This is a genomic window from Biomaibacter sp. TOL (assembly GCF_059717795.1).
This window is the reverse complement of record NZ_AP046092.1, coordinates 935793-951015: the sequence shown is the minus strand read 5'-3', so window position 1 is coordinate 951015 and position 15223 is coordinate 935793. Positions and strand designations below refer to the sequence as shown.

The window sequence follows — 15223 nt, the reverse complement described above, 5'->3', positions numbered from 1 at the left end:
GGAGGGGTCCGAATTGAGGAAAATTGCATTTAAAGTCGCATCAGGAAAAAGGCCGGCAGGATGCGGAAAGTATTTTAATAAAGCTACGGTAGTTGTGCTCATGGCAGTCGTGATTATTTTGAGTCTATCGGCTTTTTCCCCCGGGGCAGAGGCTGAACCCATACCCCCGAGACCCGACACCATAAATTATGTTTATGACTATGCCAATATCATAGACAGTTCCGATGAGGACAGCATGCGGCAAATTGCCCTGGCTATAGATAAAAGGACCAAAGCACAGTTAGTGGTAGTTACCGTAAATGATTTAAACGGCATGGCTCTAGAGGATTACTCACTGAAGCTATTAAGGGACTGGGGAATAGGCGACAGGCAAAAGAACAACGGTATTCTGCTCCTTGTAAACAAGGAAAACCTTCTGACGGGCAAGCGCGGCAGAATAAGGATAGAGGTAGGCTACGGACTAGAAGGAGCCATAAATGACGCCAAAGCAGGAAGGATTCTGGACAATTTCGCCCTGCCGGCTTTTGAAGAAAAGCAGTATTCAAGAGGCATTACAGATACCTTCATGGCCCTGGCAGGTGAAGTGGCAAAAGAATACAACCTGGACTTGAGCAGTGGAGAATTATCGCGGCTTGAAAATTATAGCCGGCAAGGTGATGAGGAAATACCCATAGGAGTAATTGCCGCTATAATTGTATTCATAGTTATATTATTCATCTTTATTCCCCGGACGGGGAGAGGCAAACACTTTAAAGGTCCTTTTGACGGTCCGTTCTTCGGGCCCTTCGGAGGCGGCTTCGGTGGGGGCGGAGGCTTCGGTGGGGGCTTCGGCGGAGGCGGCTTCGGTGGCGGTTCCGGCGGAGGCGGTGGCGCCAGCAGATAAGCAGTTGTCAAGGGGACGTTGACAACCTAAATTTAAGAAGACCCTATTAACAGTTCTGATAAATAATGTGTTTGATTGGTACCGTTGCAAAGTTTATAAAAATCTATATTATTCAATATGAACCGGATTTATAGCCCGCTTTCTTAAGAAAGCGGTTTTTTTCACGTTTGTACGAGACTTGAATATATTTAAAAAACATAATATTATAATATATAGAAAGACTAATCAACAATGATATAACTTATGACCCCGGCAACCATACTAAGTCAGGCTTTAGATCATCAAGTACCAGGTACCGGGGGGTACTATCATTCCTGATGATTTTATTTCTTATAAAAGCCGTTTTTAAAAAGCGAAAGTTATCACAAATATTTGGCTTATAGGCCGAAATAAAAAGGGAGTGAATTTTTTATGAAACAAAAACTTGTTGTAATCGGAGGCGTGGCTTCAGGGACAAAGACCGCCGCCAAAGCCATCCGGGAAAACCCGGACCTGGAAATCACGGTGCTCACCGAAGAAGATTACATTTCCTATGCGGGATGCGGTTTACCCTACTATGTCGGAAATGTAATCAAGGAGAAAAAGCACCTCACCGTAATGAACCCCGAGAAATTCAAAGAAAAGGACATCACAGTGCTACTGCACACCCGGGCTGAAAAAATCATTCCGGGAGAAAAAAAGGTCATCGCAAAAGACCTGGTCAGCGGCGAAGAAAAAGAATTTCCCTATGACAAACTGGTGCTGGCCACCGGTGCAAAGCCCATAGTGCCACCTATTCCCGGCATAGAACTCAAAAATGTGTATACCCTCCGCAGCGTCACCGATGCCTTCAAGATTAGGGATGCAGTGGAAAAACAAGGCATCAAAAAGGCCGTCGTGGTAGGTGGAGGATTTATCGGTCTCGAAGTGGCAGAAAACCTCACCCTTCAGGGAGTAAAGGTAACATTGGTGGAACTATTAGACCAGATTCTTCCCAATTTCGATAAAGAAATAGCCCTGCTGGCAGAAAAACATCTAAAAGAAAAGGGAGTTGACATATTTACATCAGAAAAAGCCATTTCCATCGAAGGCGAAGATGGAAAAGCAACAGCTCTTCTCACCGATAAAAGAAAGATAAGCGCAGACATGGTGCTCCTGTCCATCGGTGTGAAGCCCAACACTCAGCTCGCAGCCGACGCGGGCGTTGAACTGGGCGTAAAGGGCGCCATCAAAGTGAACGAAAATATGGAGACCAATATACATGACATATATGCCGTAGGCGACTGCGCGGAAAATATTAACCTTGTCACCGGCAAGCCCGCATGGTTCCCCATGGGGTCCACCGCCAACAAAATGGGCAGAGTGGCAGCGTTAAACCTCTATCCAAAAGGTGAAAAAGAAAGCCTCAAAGGCGTTTTGGGGACCACTGTGGTGAAACTTTTTGATATTAATGTGGCAAAGACCGGCCTCTCTGAGAGGGATGCAAAAAATGAAGGATACAACATCATAACCGTCATTGTTCCCGCCCATGACAGAGCCCACTACTACCCCGGAGCCAAAAATATCATCACAAAACTCGTGGTGGACAAAGCCACCCACAGGTTGCTGGGTGCCCAAATCATAGGTGAAGGAGTGGTGGATAAACCCATAGACATAGCCGCCACCGTTATAACCCTCAGGGGAACGGTGGAAGACATGGCCAAACTGGACCTGGCCTATGCTCCGCCTTTTTCTTCAGCCATGAGCTCCACCATAGTGGCCGCCAATGTGGCAAGAAACAAACTTCTGGGAAAGCTGGAGGGTATTTCACCGTTGGAGCTAAAAGACAGGCTCTCCGATCCGGGCCTGCAGATTATAGATGTGAGGGAAGAGGCGGAATACCTGGTGGGAGCCATTCCCGGTTCGAAGAATATCCCATTAAAAGAGATAAAGAAAAGAGCCGGAGAGATCGACAAACAACGGGAAACGGTAGTTGTCTGTAAAATCGGCTTAAGGGCATATCTTGCCTATATAACTTTAAAGCACCTTGGTGTAGAAAATCTGAGGATGCTGGACGGCGGTGTCGCCGCATGGCCCTTTGAACTGGAATAGGGAGGTGTATATTATGGCAGAGATTAAGGTTGATGCAAAATGCCTGCAGTGCCCCGGACCCATCGTGCAGCTCTTCAATGCCGTAAAATCAGCGCAGAGCGGCGATGTGATAGTGGTAGAAGCCACTGACCGCGGGTTTTACAAGGATGTCCAGGCCTGGTGCAGGAAGACCGGAAATGAGCTTTTAAGCCTCGAAGACGGCGATGTAATAGTCGCAAAGGTAAAGAAAGCCTAGGAGGTGTGCCCGTGGGAAATAAAAAAACAATCATAGTTTTTTCAGGGGACCTGGACAGGGCCATGGCAGCCTTTATCATTGCTACAGGGGCTGCTGCCATGGGCGACGATGTGACCATGTTCTTCACTTTCTGGGGCCTCAACATCCTCAGGAAAGCAAAGAAAGTGCGGGTTCAGAAAGATTTTTTGGAGAGAATGTTCGGTTTCATGATGCCCCGGGGCCCCGAGAAACTGGGGCTTTCCAGGATGAACTTCGGCGGCCTTGGCGCAAAAATGATGCGGTATATAATGAAGAAGAAAAATGTCAACACTCTTACGGAACTCATGGAAAACGCCCGGGCTCTGGGAGTTAAGATTATAGCCTGCACCATGTCTATGGACGTGATGGGTATAAGGAAAGAAGAACTCATAGACGGCATCGATTTCGCCGGAGTCGCGACATATCTGGGCGAAGCCGACGAAGCAAATGTGAACCTGTTTATTTGATTTATATCTTGTGCAGCCGATAGAATCGGCTGCTTTTTTATTTTATTTAAGAAAGCTCTCAGTATGAATCAAAATTGCTTTATAATGTGGTATAACTCAACTTTCGCAGGAACAAAGTGCCAACTTTTCCTTAAGGAAAGTGGGCAGACAAGACATAAAATAATCTAAAAACTCACTGATTGCTTCCTTTGAAAGCACGAGCTTTTCACGCAAAGCAGTCTTAAGAGCATCAATCAATAGCTGCAAAGCTTCCATGAACTTTATATCCTGAAGCTCATCACAGAAGTAATAGAACAAGCCTCCTATAGTCCGCAAATCCTTGTTATTGCGGTTTTCAACAGCCAGCATGATGTACCTTGCAAAAACAATAGTAGTATGGGCAACAATAGAATCATAAGAACGCCCCTGGAACTCTTTTGCAAGATTAAGGTAAGACTTGCATATCTTGAAAAATATCTCAATATCCCAGCGCTTGCCATATATCCTTATGATTTCTTCATCAGAAAGCGTTGTATCTGTAGAAATAATGGCAAGCCAGTTGCGAGATCTGTTGCGATCCCTTACAAATACAATCTTTGCAAGAACTTCATTACCATAATTGTCAGTGCCGATACCAACTACAACTGATGAAAGTATCTTTGCCTTACCGCGTTTTTTTCTTACGCAAGAATATATAGACTGAAGGCTCATTCTTTTGCCTTGAAAACTGTAATAAATTTTCTTCATGTTCTTAACCATGGCTATGACGTTAAGGTTTAATCCGAGGATCTTCAACAATATGCTTGGGTAAGTAAACCAGCTATCAAACAGCACATATTTTGCAGGGATGTTATTCTCCACTGCCTGTTTTAGCAGGTCTATCATGGCATCGGTTTCTTTCGCGAGTGAAGAGATTCGGCGCTTGTAGCCTATGCTCCTTTTATCAATTTCACTGTTCATAGGTTGCAACCTGTTTTCAGAAGTTTGTGCACTCAAGAGGTTGAAGCCGAGCGGGATGAAGGTATTTCCATCAGACCATCCAAGGGTGAGAAGTCTGAATCCCTTAACGTATTTTTGTGCCACATGGTCTCTTACTCTGGCTAAAAGTTCGACAACCTTGCTTCTATTCCTACTGTATATAGAATCGTCTATTATTAGGACATTGACACGGTTGTCCGATGTCAAACCTACCAACTTGCTGCGGATTATGGATGATGCCAGCAACATAAGAAACTTCTGCCAGTTATAATATATAGAGTTCAGGAATCTATATATAACATCCTTGGCAAAGGGCAAATTGGAATTTTGCGACTCCAGAATCCTGTAAAGATTCTTACCGGAGAATACAAGAGTGAACAGGAACTTGAAAACAGCATAGCATGAAATTCCCTTTTCCTTATAGAAATTGCTCTGTTTTAGTAGGAACCCTATTCGATTTTCTTTTAAAAAATTGTCAACAGTTGAGGAAAAGCGGTTTTCATTTTCGTTATAATGTGATATAATGGACATTGCAAGGATCTTCCTTTCTTGTGTATTTTGTCCAATTCCATTATATCACAAAAGGAAGCTCCTTGCATTTTTGTTTGCTTATTTTTATTGATTTATCAAGGTTTGTACCTATAGTTTGATCTGCGAAAGTTGAGTGGTATAATAAGTAAAGCAAACTTAAATGCAATGCTTATACATTGTTAATTATTATATCATTACCATGAAAAAAATTAACACCAATTCATAGAAGGGAAGGTCGCCGATGAGGATTACTGTAATCGGACTGGGTGAAAAAAATTTTGACGGGCCGGTGGAATTAAAGGAATTGGCCCGGAAGTATGAAGAAAAATCGGAATATCCTGTCGCTTGCGCCATAGTAAACAACAATCTTAGGGAGCTTACATATACTTTAAATGAAGATGCCACGGTGGAGTTCTTAAATCTGTCCACGGAAGTCGGCATGAAGATATACGTCAGAACCCTTACTTTTTTGTTCATAAAAGCCTGCCATGATATCTTTCCCGATTGCAGGGTTCACATTGAACATTCCCTTGGAAACGGGCTTTACTGCGAGATTTATCGGAAAGAATCCCTGGATGAGGAAGATGTGGAGAAAATTGAAAATAGAATGAGAAAGCTGGTGGATGAAGATATTCCTATCAAGAAACAGAAGATGCTCACCGAAGAAGCGGCCCTGATGTTTAAAAAAATGGGCCTGGAAGATAAAGTAAGGGTATTAAGATACAGAAAAGACCCATATGTCAATCTATATGAAATTGACGGCATGAAGGACTATTTTTACGGGTATATGCTTCCGTCCACAGGATATCTGAAATGGTTCAAACTCAAATTCTATCTTCCGGGAGTCATACTGCAGTTCCCTTCCAGATCAAATCCGGTGGAAGTAGCGCCCTACCGTGAACAGGCAAAGTTGGCAAGGGTTTTCCGGGAAGCCGAGCAGTGGGCTCATATTCTTAACATTGCCGATGTCGGGGCTCTAAACGATTGTATCACTTCTGGCAAATCTGGGGAGATAATCCGTATAGCCGAAGCCCTGCATGAAAAAAAGATTGCACAGATTGCGGACACCATATATGAAGACCGGGATAAAATGAGGCTGATACTCATCGCGGGCCCATCTTCATCGGGCAAAACCACCTTCGCCCATCGCCTGATGGTGCAGCTCAAGGTAAACGGTTTAAGGCCCATATCGATTTCCCTTGACGATTATTTTCTCGAGCGGGAAAAAACTCCTCTGGATGAAGAAGGCAAACCCGATTTCGAAGCGCTGGAAGCCATTGATCTGAAGCTGTTCAACCAGCAGCTTACCAGGCTCATTCAGGGGAAGGAGGTTCTGCTTCCGAAGTTTAATTTCCATACCGGCAAAAGGGAATATCATAACATGCCGATAAAAATAGAAAAAGACCAGCCCATTATTATCGAGGGCATTCATGGCTTAAATGAAAGATTGACCTCGTCAATACCGAAAGAAAATAAATTCAAAATCTATGTTAGCGCCCTTACCCAGCTCAGCATAGACAACCACAACAGAATCTCCACCACCGATACCAGGCTTCTCAGGCGTATTGTCAGAGACAGTTGGGCGAGGTCCGCCGATGCAAAAAAAACCATATCAATGTGGCCTTCGGTTTTAAAAGGCGCAGAAAAAAACATCTTCCCGTACCAGGAAGAAGCGGACGCCATATTCAATTCCGCCATGGTATATGAGCTTGCGGTATTGAAAAAATACGCCGAGCCATTGTTGAAAAAGGTGAAATGCACAGAACCCGAGTATATAACAGCCAAGCATCTGTTAAAATTCCTGGACTACTTTGTACCCATAGAAGATGAAAGAGATATTCCGCTCACCTCCATAATTCGGGAATTCATCGGCGGCAGTTGTTTTTACAGAGAATGAGATTTATTGCCTTCCGGCGCATCCCTGGCAGGTCCCGACGGTCGATGCCTGGGTGCGTGAACCACAGTAATATTGCTGTATATCATTTCCAGTTCATATTTGCTGCAATCCTCATTCAAACATTTTTTGCGCACTTCCGCCCTGGGCACCACTACGGTAACTTCATGGGGCACTTCAATGTCCAGGCTTCTTCTCAGCCTTATTATGAAACCGGGCAGGATTACCATCAAATTATCATCCTGCCGGGGGCGGTCTTTTAAGCGGTTGATCCATTCCTTGATGCTCAAAATGTAATTTTTTATTTTCAAAGCGTTTCCCCCTTTTAAGATTGCTGTAATCTATTGCGTCGCCTTTATTAAAGAATATTCTCGAATAGAGAAATGGGTGATTTTATCACTGACATTTAAACTTTATACTTTTGAAAAAGCCCATCATACTCGATATTGCGGGAATGCGCCCGTATTTTGCATGATTTGACTTTAACCTTTCGGTGTGCTATATTTTAAGAAGTGGGAACCACCACTTCTATTCATTTTTTAGGAGGAATGCATAAGTGCAAGGTAAAGTCAAATGGTTTAATCAGGAAAAAGGTTACGGGTTTATCGAGGTTGAAGGTGATAAGGACATTTTTGTCCATTATACAGCCATTCAACAGGAAGGATTTAAGACACTGAAAGAAGGCGAAAAAGTAGAATTCGACGTAGTGGAAGGCCAGAAAGGTCCGCAGGCCGCCAATGTCGTGAAAGTTGATTGAAAGAAAAAGCCCGGTTTTGTTCCGGGCTTTTAATTTTTGTACAAAAAGAAGGATTTTTATGACGGATGAGGAATAATAATATATATTATAATATAACTCTCTTTACAAAAACTTAATAAAAACTTAAATATTCCCAGAAGGGAGCGAAATTTTTATGAAGGTAACGGTCAGCGGTAAAAATGTCGCGGTCACAAATCCACTGAAAGAATACGCGGAAAAGAAAGTGGGAAAGATCGAAAGATTCTTTGAAGGCAATGTGGAAGCACAGGTTACATTGAATGTGGAGAAAGACAGACACATAGTTGAGGTCACAATACCCGTTAACGGTATAATACTGAGGGGCGAGACCGAGACACATGACATGTATTCTTCAATAGATATGGTAGTAGACAAACTTGAGAAACAGATAGAGAAATACAAGACAAAGATCGCCCGAAGCCTCAGGAAATCCCCGTTTAAATTTAACGGAACAAACGGTGATTCCATAAATGTGCAAAAAACTGGAGACGAATCCAGAGTGGTAAGAGTGAAAAAGTTTGCCATTAAACCGATGGACCTGGAAGAAGCCGTATTGCAAATGGACCTTCTGGGCCATGATTTCTTTGTCTTCCTGAATTCCGACACCAATGAAGTAAATGTGGTGTATAAACGTAAAGACGGTGACTATGGACTCATCGAACCGGAATTGTCATAATTTTAAACGGCCTGCCAAAAGCAGGCTTTTTTTTGAAATTTATTCTTTGATTAGCAGGAAATAACAAATTTAAGTAGAATTCATTATATAGATTAGATACCGCGAGAGTTTTTTGAGGGAATGTATTAAGGGGGACTTTGTAAGAATTTTTGTGAGAAACTGCGGGGTGTTCGGATGTCGGAAAATATTGACAAGGAGCAATTTGTCAAACACTGTGAAGGAGTTATCAAAAGCATTAAAGATGTCGTTTCGGCCAAAATAATCACTACCCCTGAAGGCAAGATATCCGAGATTCATGTTATAGCAGGTTCTAAAAGAAACCCCAAGCAGATCGTGAGGGACATTGAATCTGCCCTTATAGCCACGCTGGGTTCGGAAATCGATCACAAAAAGATCAGCGTGGCGCAGATCAACAACGATAATGAGAGTATATTTGATGTGCGCTTGAAAATAGACGGTATTGGCGTAAGAAATTATAAATATAATTATGAAGCGGCGGTCACTTTAAGCGACCATAATGGAAATATATATGAAGGAAAGGCAGGTGGCCCCGGTTCCAACTTTGGACGGCTGCGCACAGTGGCGGAAGCCACTTTAAACGCAATTCAGCAATTTCTGGGAGACTCTTTCGTACTGTCCCTTGAAGATGTTATAAGTTTCAAAATTGGAGGGAGAGAAGCCGTAGGAGCCCTGATTTCCATGTTCATTGAGGGAAGTGAAGAGCATTTTTTGGGCAGTGCCATAATAAAACAGGACAGAATAGAATCTACAGTGGCGGCAGTATTGAATGCAGTTAACCGGAAAGTAAGCTTCCTGATAAAAGAAAATACAGTTTAAGGGCCGACAAATAATGAGCGAAGCGGTTTTATAGCCTGCTTGAATAGCGGTAGAGCAGAGCACCGAAAAAAAGGGGGCTATAAAATGAAGCTAAATGCAACACTTTTTAAAATCTTATTGGCGCTTTTTACGCTGGTATTAGCAGGTGGAGCAAATTTCAAGTTAGGTGGTTAATCTTAAATTTTATGTCGGCCCCTATTTATTATATATTCATAAGTTCATAAGGTGAATAACACATGAATAAACATATGAGCTATAAAATTATATATTTTAGTTTCGTAATTATATTAGCGATAATTATATTATATCAATCATGGGATAATAATCTTTTACATAATGTACCAAGTTTTTTGATTTTTGTATTTCTTGCCTCGATGGCCGAGATATTACCAATTAATCTTCCAAAAGATGCTGAAGTGACTGTTGGTTTTGCTATTTTTATGGGTGCCATACTTGTATTAGGAGCAAAAATAAGTGTATGGGTTGCTTTTATTGCTGCAATTTTACCAGAAATAACAACAAAGCGTTTTTTAAGAATACCTTATAATTCATTTGTTAATATAAGTATTTATATTATTATGGTTGGTGTTTCAGGTTATTTATTTGAAATAATGGGAGGAATACCTGGACACATAAATTTATTTAGAGACATAATTCCTATTTTAACATTAATATTAAGTTATCTTGTTATCAACATAAGTCTTATTGCTATTGCTCTTTCTATTTTACAAAAGGAACCTATTCTCTATATTTTTATGAACAATTTCAAATGGGCTTTACCTAATTATATTGCACTAGCTCCTTTAGGGATTCTTTTAGCGATTATTTATATAAATGTAGGAAGCCCAGGAGTCTTCCTTTTTTTGGTGCCCCTTTTGATAGCCCGCCATTCTTTCCAGCTTTATATGAATATGAGAAAAATTTATCTGGAGACGATCCAGGCGCTGGCTACAGCAATCGAGGTAAAAGATCCATATACAAAAGGCCATTCCGAAAGAGTGGCTTTATACGCATCTATCATCGCCGAAGAAATGAATCTGTCAGAGGATTTCGTGAATACCTTAAACTTTGCGGCCTTGCTCCATGATATAGGCAAAATTGGCATTCCCGATGAAATATTGAACAAACCCGGCAAACTTTCTGAAGAAGAATTTGATAAAATTAAAATTCATCCGGTGCTGGGGGCCAACATAGTGAAAAAAATTGACTTTTTAGCCCAGGCTTCTTCATATATAAGATTTCATCATGAAAGGCAGAACGGTCGGGGCTATCCCGAGGGATTGGAAGGCGACAACATTCCGCTGGGGGCCGCCATACTCGCTGTGGCGGACGCCTTCGACGCCATGACTTCCGACAGGCCTTACAGAAATGCATGGAATCTGGAGGATACACTCAATGAAATTGAAAGAAATTCCGGCATTCAATTCAGACCCGATGTGGTTGAGGCTTTGAAAAACGCTATAAAAAAAGGGAGAATTAATGTAAATGCTGATTGACTTTCTGGTGATATCCATCATCATAGGCCTCTTAAGAGGAGGCAATTTTAAAAACCTTTCGGCCATACCGCTCAGAAAACTGGAACTCATTTTTGTTTCTTTTATAATTCGTTATTTACCGCTTATCTTAAAAGGAAATATTTTTGATTTTGCCGCAAGGTATAACTTCATAATATCGTCAACCTCCTATTTGCTTTTGATTTATGCTCTTTTTTCCAACTGGCATATAAAAGCTATGAGGCTGGTAACCATAGGAGTTGTGTGCAATTTTATCGCGATAGTTGCAAACGGCGGCAAAATGCCTGTATCAATCCCAGCTCTGGATATGGCCGGGCTGAACGAATTAAAACCGCTGCTTTTTGATCCGTCCTACCTTTATCATAAGGCCATTGATTCGGCTACAAAGTTAAGTTTTTTGGGCGATATTTTCCCCCTCCCTCCCCCCTACCCAAGGCCCAGGGTTTTCAGCGTCGGGGATCTGTTGATGGGGATCGGCATATTTTTGATCATTCAGCGGGCGATGTTGAAAAAAAGTGAAGCAGGTGGTAAAATAATATAGAAAATTTATGAGGAACCTCACAGGTTCCTTATAAATTTTGAATGGCATAAATTGTATGAAGAGCAATCGGGAACGGTTTTTCATAGACTAAACCGGAGGAAGGCGAGATGGTAAAATGCTCGGCATTTTAAACAGGATACTGGGAAATTCCAATGAAAAGGAAGTAAAAAAGCTAGGCAGGATAGTGGAGGAAGTAAATAGATGGGAACCGGACATGCAGAAACTCTCCGATGAAGAACTGAGAAAAAAGACAGACGAGTTCAAGGAACGTCTTGCGCAGGGCCAAACCCTTGAAGATTTGCTGCCGGAAGCGTTTGCCGTGGTGAGGGAGGCCGCCCGGAGGACTCTCAACATGCGGCCGTTTGATGTACAGGTGCTGGGCGGCATCGTGCTGCATCAGGGCCGGATAGCCGAGATGAAGACCGGCGAGGGCAAAACGCTCGTTGCAACCATGCCGGCGTATTTGAACGCCCTGACGGGCAGGGGCGTCCATATAGTTACGGTAAACGATTACCTGGCAAGAAGAGACAGCGAATGGATGGGCAAGATTTATAATTTCCTGGGGCTTGAGGTGGGCCTCATCGTCCATGACATGGATTATGAGTCAAGAAAAAAGGCATACAGTGCCGACATAACCTACGGCACCAACAATGAGTTCGGCTTTGATTATCTCAGGGACAATATGGTGCTCTCAAAGGAGCAGATGGTTCAGAGGCCGCTGAACTATGCTATTGTCGACGAAGTTGACAGCATCCTTATAGATGAAGCCAGGACTCCTCTCATCATTTCCGGGCAGGCGGAAGAGTCTACAGAAATTTATTACAAATTCGCAAGATTCGTCCCAAAATTAAAAGAGGGTGAAGATTACACCGTAGATGAAAAGGCTCACAGCGTCATGCCCACAGAAAAAGGCATAAAAAAGGCCGAAAATTTCCTGGGTGTGGCAAATCTATACGATGAAGAAAACATGGAGTTGCTTCACCATTTCCAGCAGGCGCTGAAAGCCCATGCGCTCATGAAGCTGGATAGAGACTATGTGGTGAAAGACGGCCAGGTCATCATAGTCGACGAATTTACCGGCCGCCTGATGTTCGGGAGAAGGTACAGCGACGGCCTGCACCAGGCTATTGAAGCCAAAGAAGGCGTAAAGGTGGAGCATGAGAGCAAGACTCTTGCCACCATCACGTTCCAGAATTACTTCAGAATGTATAAGAAACTGGCGGGCATGACGGGCACCGCCGCCACCGAGGAAGAGGAATTCCGGAAGATATACGGGCTGGATGTGGTGGTCATACCCACCAACAAGCCCATGATAAGGGTGGATTACCCCGATGTCGTATATAAAACCGAAAAGGGAAAATTCGAAGCCGTGGTCAATGAAATAGTGGAGTGCCATAAAAGGGGCCAGCCGGTGCTGGTGGGCACCGTTTCAATAGAAAAATCCGAGCTGTTGAGCGCCATGCTTAAGAAGCGGGGAATACCGCACGAAGTATTGAACGCCAAGTATCACGAAAAAGAGGCGGAGATAGTGGCTAAAGCGGGCCAGAGGGGGGCGGTCACCATCGCCACCAACATGGCGGGCCGCGGGACCGATATCGTGCTCGGAGAAGGTGTAGCGGAACTGGGGGGCCTTCATATAATAGGTACTGAAAGGCATGAGGCCCGCCGCATAGACAACCAGCTTCGGGGCCGTTCCGGCCGCCAGGGCGATCCGGGCTCATCCAGGTTTTACGTATCTTTAGAGGATGACCTTATGAGGCTCTTCGGTTCCGATAACATCAAGGGCATCATGGACCGCCTGGGCCTGGAAGAAGACCAGCCCATAGAACACTCCCTGATTACCAGGGCCATAGAAAACGCCCAGAAAAAGGTGGAAGCCAGAAACTTCGACATAAGGAAACACGTTCTGGAATATGACGATGTGATGAACACTCAGAGGGAAGTCATATATTCCCAGAGGCGCAAAGTCCTTGAAAAAGAAGATTTAAAAGACAGCATAAAGCAGATGATAACCGATGTCGTGGACCGGCTGCTGGATATATACGCCGGCAGGGAAATACACCCCGAGGAATGGAACATCAAGGGGCTAACCGAATACATGGCAGATATATTCCAGATTAAGGATGCTTTGGATGCTGCCAATCTTGAAAACATGTCCCGGGACGATGTCCGAAATGCTCTTATAGAAAAAGCCCTGGCCGCTTACGAGAAAAAGGAGCAGGAGCTCGGCAGCGAAACCATGAGGGAACTGGAAAGGTTCATCATGCTCAAGGTCGTGGACCAGAAATGGATGGACCATATAGACGCCATGGACCAGCTTCGCGAAGGCATCGGCCTTCGAGCCTACGGCCAGAGAGACCCGGTCATAGAGTATAAAATCGAAGGGTATGACATGTTCCAGGAGATGATCGCCAGCATCCAGGAGGACACTCTGCGCTATTTGTTCAGGGTCCAGGTAAAATCTACTCCAGTGAGGGAACAGCAGAGGATATATAACGTTTCCTACTCTCATGGAGGCGGCGAAGAGAAAAGGCAGCCCATAAGAAAGGAAAAGAAGGTGGGGCGCAACGACCCGTGCCCATGCGGCAGCGGCAAGAAGTATAAAAAGTGCTGCGGACGCAATGTATAATTATCATAATTAAAAACGAAAGAGGGATGGACGTGATCGAAGAGTACAAAGTAGAACTTGAATCCGCCCGGCGGATTTTGTCGGAACTGAGGGATTCTCTTTGAAATAGAAAAGCTCAAGGAAGATATAAAAGAACTGGAGAATGATACTATTGCCCCGGACTTCTGGGACGATCAGGAGAACGCTCAGAAGATTTTACAGAAGCTGAACGGTCTGAAAGACAGGATTGAGAAATTCCACAGGCTGGAAAAAAAGCTGGAAGATGTGGATACGCTCATAGCGCTGGCCGAGGAGACGGGAGATCAGGAGATTCATGGGGAAATAAGACAGGAAACCGCCGCTTTAAAAAACATGCTTGAGAAGGCACGCATAGAAACCCTGCTTTCAGGGAAATACGATGGGAACAACGCCATTGTGTCGCTCCATGCAGGAGCAGGAGGAACCGAAGCCCAGGACTGGGTGCAGATGTTGCTCCGGATGTATACGCGATGGGCCGAAGACAGAGGTTACAAAGTGAGTACCATCGACATCCTACCGGGAGAAGAAGCGGGCATAAAGAGCGTCACCATAATGGTGGAAGGGCCGAACGCATACGGATATCTCAAATCCGAAAAAGGCGTCCACCGGCTTGTGCGCATATCGCCTTTTGATGCGGCCAACCGCCGCCACACTTCTTTTGCATCGGTGGATGTAATGCCCGAGATCAACGACGATGTCGAAATCGAGATAAAACCCGAAGATCTTAAAATAGACACGTACAGGGCGAGCGGGGCCGGGGGCCAGTATGTGAACAAGACCGAGTCTGCCGTCCGCATCACCCACCTCCCGACAGGAATAATCGTGTCGTGCCAGACCGAGCGCTCACAGCAGAGCAACCGCAACACCGCCATGAAGCTCCTGAAGGCGAAACTGTTCGAGCTGCGCCAGGAAGAGCAGCAGAAGGAGATTGACAAACTCCGGGGCGTGCAGAGGGAGATAGCCTGGGGCAGCCAGATACGCTCCTATGTCTTCCACCCGTACAGCCTGGTCAAAGACCACAGGACAAATGTGGAGATAGGGAATGTCCAGGCCGTCATGGACGGTGAAATAGACGAATTCATAAACGCTTACCTGAAACAAAATCAGGCTTAATGTGTGCATTTGTGTGAAGACTTTCGAGATAGTGTAAAATTTTATTAGGTCAAAAAGCAGGAAAA

At 44.1% G+C, this 15223-nt stretch carries 14 protein-coding genes; 12 read left to right on the top strand and 2 right to left on the bottom strand.

Annotation, left to right across the window (positions count from 1 at the left end; translation table 11 throughout):
- The first annotated feature begins 13 nt into the window (after positions 1-13).
- From AC6I1H_RS04780 to AC6I1H_RS04765, 4 genes are all read left to right on the top strand, one after another.
- Positions 14-883: a TPM domain-containing protein gene (locus tag AC6I1H_RS04780; RefSeq protein ID WP_497739834.1), complete on the top strand. Its 870-nt coding sequence runs from the start codon at positions 14-16 to the stop codon at positions 881-883.
- A gap of 411 nt (positions 884-1294) precedes the next feature.
- Positions 1295-2953 (top strand): FAD-dependent oxidoreductase, encoded by a 1659-nt coding sequence (locus AC6I1H_RS04775; RefSeq protein ID WP_497739833.1) that lies wholly within the window; start codon positions 1295-1297, stop codon positions 2951-2953.
- Between the two features lie 13 nt (positions 2954-2966).
- Positions 2967-3188, top strand: coding sequence for a sulfurtransferase TusA family protein (locus AC6I1H_RS04770; RefSeq protein ID WP_497739832.1), 222 nt, complete (start codon positions 2967-2969; stop codon positions 3186-3188).
- A gap of 11 nt (positions 3189-3199) precedes the next feature.
- Positions 3200-3673 carry a DsrE/DsrF/DrsH-like family protein gene (locus AC6I1H_RS04765; RefSeq protein ID WP_497739831.1) on the top strand — a complete coding sequence of 158 codons (474 nt, stop codon included), beginning with the start codon at positions 3200-3202 and terminating at the stop codon, positions 3671-3673.
- A gap of 96 nt (positions 3674-3769) precedes the next feature.
- On the opposite strand, the gene AC6I1H_RS04760 is transcribed toward AC6I1H_RS04765, so the two are convergent.
- On the bottom strand, positions 3770-5161 hold the full coding sequence (locus tag AC6I1H_RS04760) for an IS4 family transposase (protein WP_497739830.1): 1392 nt from the start codon (positions 5159-5161) through the stop codon (positions 3770-3772).
- A gap of 241 nt (positions 5162-5402) precedes the next feature.
- Between AC6I1H_RS04760 and AC6I1H_RS04755 the strand changes: the two genes are divergently transcribed.
- A complete protein-coding gene (locus tag AC6I1H_RS04755; protein ID WP_497739829.1) occupies positions 5403-7058 on the top strand; it encodes a uridine kinase family protein in 1656 nt (551 codons plus the stop codon).
- Here AC6I1H_RS04755 and AC6I1H_RS04750 read toward each other — a convergent pair.
- On the bottom strand, positions 7046-7366 hold the full coding sequence (locus AC6I1H_RS04750; protein WP_497739828.1) for a hypothetical protein: 321 nt from the start codon (positions 7364-7366) through the stop codon (positions 7046-7048). The genes AC6I1H_RS04755 and AC6I1H_RS04750 overlap by 13 nt on opposite strands.
- A gap of 245 nt (positions 7367-7611) precedes the next feature.
- Here AC6I1H_RS04750 and AC6I1H_RS04745 point away from each other — a divergent pair, with 245 nt between their 5' ends.
- The 7 genes from AC6I1H_RS04745 (at position 7612) to prfB (ending at position 15158) form a co-directional block, all read left to right on the top strand.
- Positions 7612-7812, top strand: a complete 201-nt coding sequence (locus tag AC6I1H_RS04745; protein WP_497739827.1) for a cold shock domain-containing protein — start codon at positions 7612-7614, stop codon at positions 7810-7812.
- A 154-nt stretch (positions 7813-7966) separates the two neighbouring features.
- The gene (hpf, locus tag AC6I1H_RS04740) at positions 7967-8506 is read left to right on the top strand and encodes a ribosome hibernation-promoting factor, HPF/YfiA family (protein ID WP_497739826.1); all 540 of its coding nucleotides are present in this window, start codon (positions 7967-7969) and stop codon (positions 8504-8506) included.
- Between the two features lie 174 nt (positions 8507-8680).
- Positions 8681-9343 (top strand): hypothetical protein, encoded by a 663-nt coding sequence (locus AC6I1H_RS04735; protein ID WP_497739825.1) that lies wholly within the window; start codon positions 8681-8683, stop codon positions 9341-9343.
- 236 nt (positions 9344-9579) lie between these two features.
- Positions 9580-10839, top strand: a complete 1260-nt coding sequence (locus tag AC6I1H_RS04730) for an HD-GYP domain-containing protein (protein WP_497739824.1) — start codon at positions 9580-9582, stop codon at positions 10837-10839.
- Positions 10829-11398: a DUF5317 domain-containing protein gene (locus AC6I1H_RS04725; protein WP_497739823.1), complete on the top strand. Its 570-nt coding sequence runs from the start codon at positions 10829-10831 to the stop codon at positions 11396-11398. Before AC6I1H_RS04730 ends, AC6I1H_RS04725 begins: the two co-directional genes overlap by 11 nt.
- Before the next feature lie 115 nt (positions 11399-11513).
- Positions 11514-14027, top strand: a complete 2514-nt coding sequence (gene secA / locus AC6I1H_RS04720; protein WP_497739822.1) for a preprotein translocase subunit SecA — start codon at positions 11514-11516, stop codon at positions 14025-14027.
- 26 nt (positions 14028-14053) lie between these two features.
- Positions 14054-15158, top strand: a protein-coding gene (prfB, locus tag AC6I1H_RS04715) for a peptide chain release factor 2 (RefSeq protein WP_497740710.1) whose coding sequence is annotated in 2 segments (ribosomal slippage) — positions 14054-14128 and positions 14130-15158 — 1104 coding nt in all. Because the reading frame shifts where the segments join, the coding sequence is not laid out codon by codon here.
- Positions 15159-15223 lie beyond the last annotated feature (65 nt).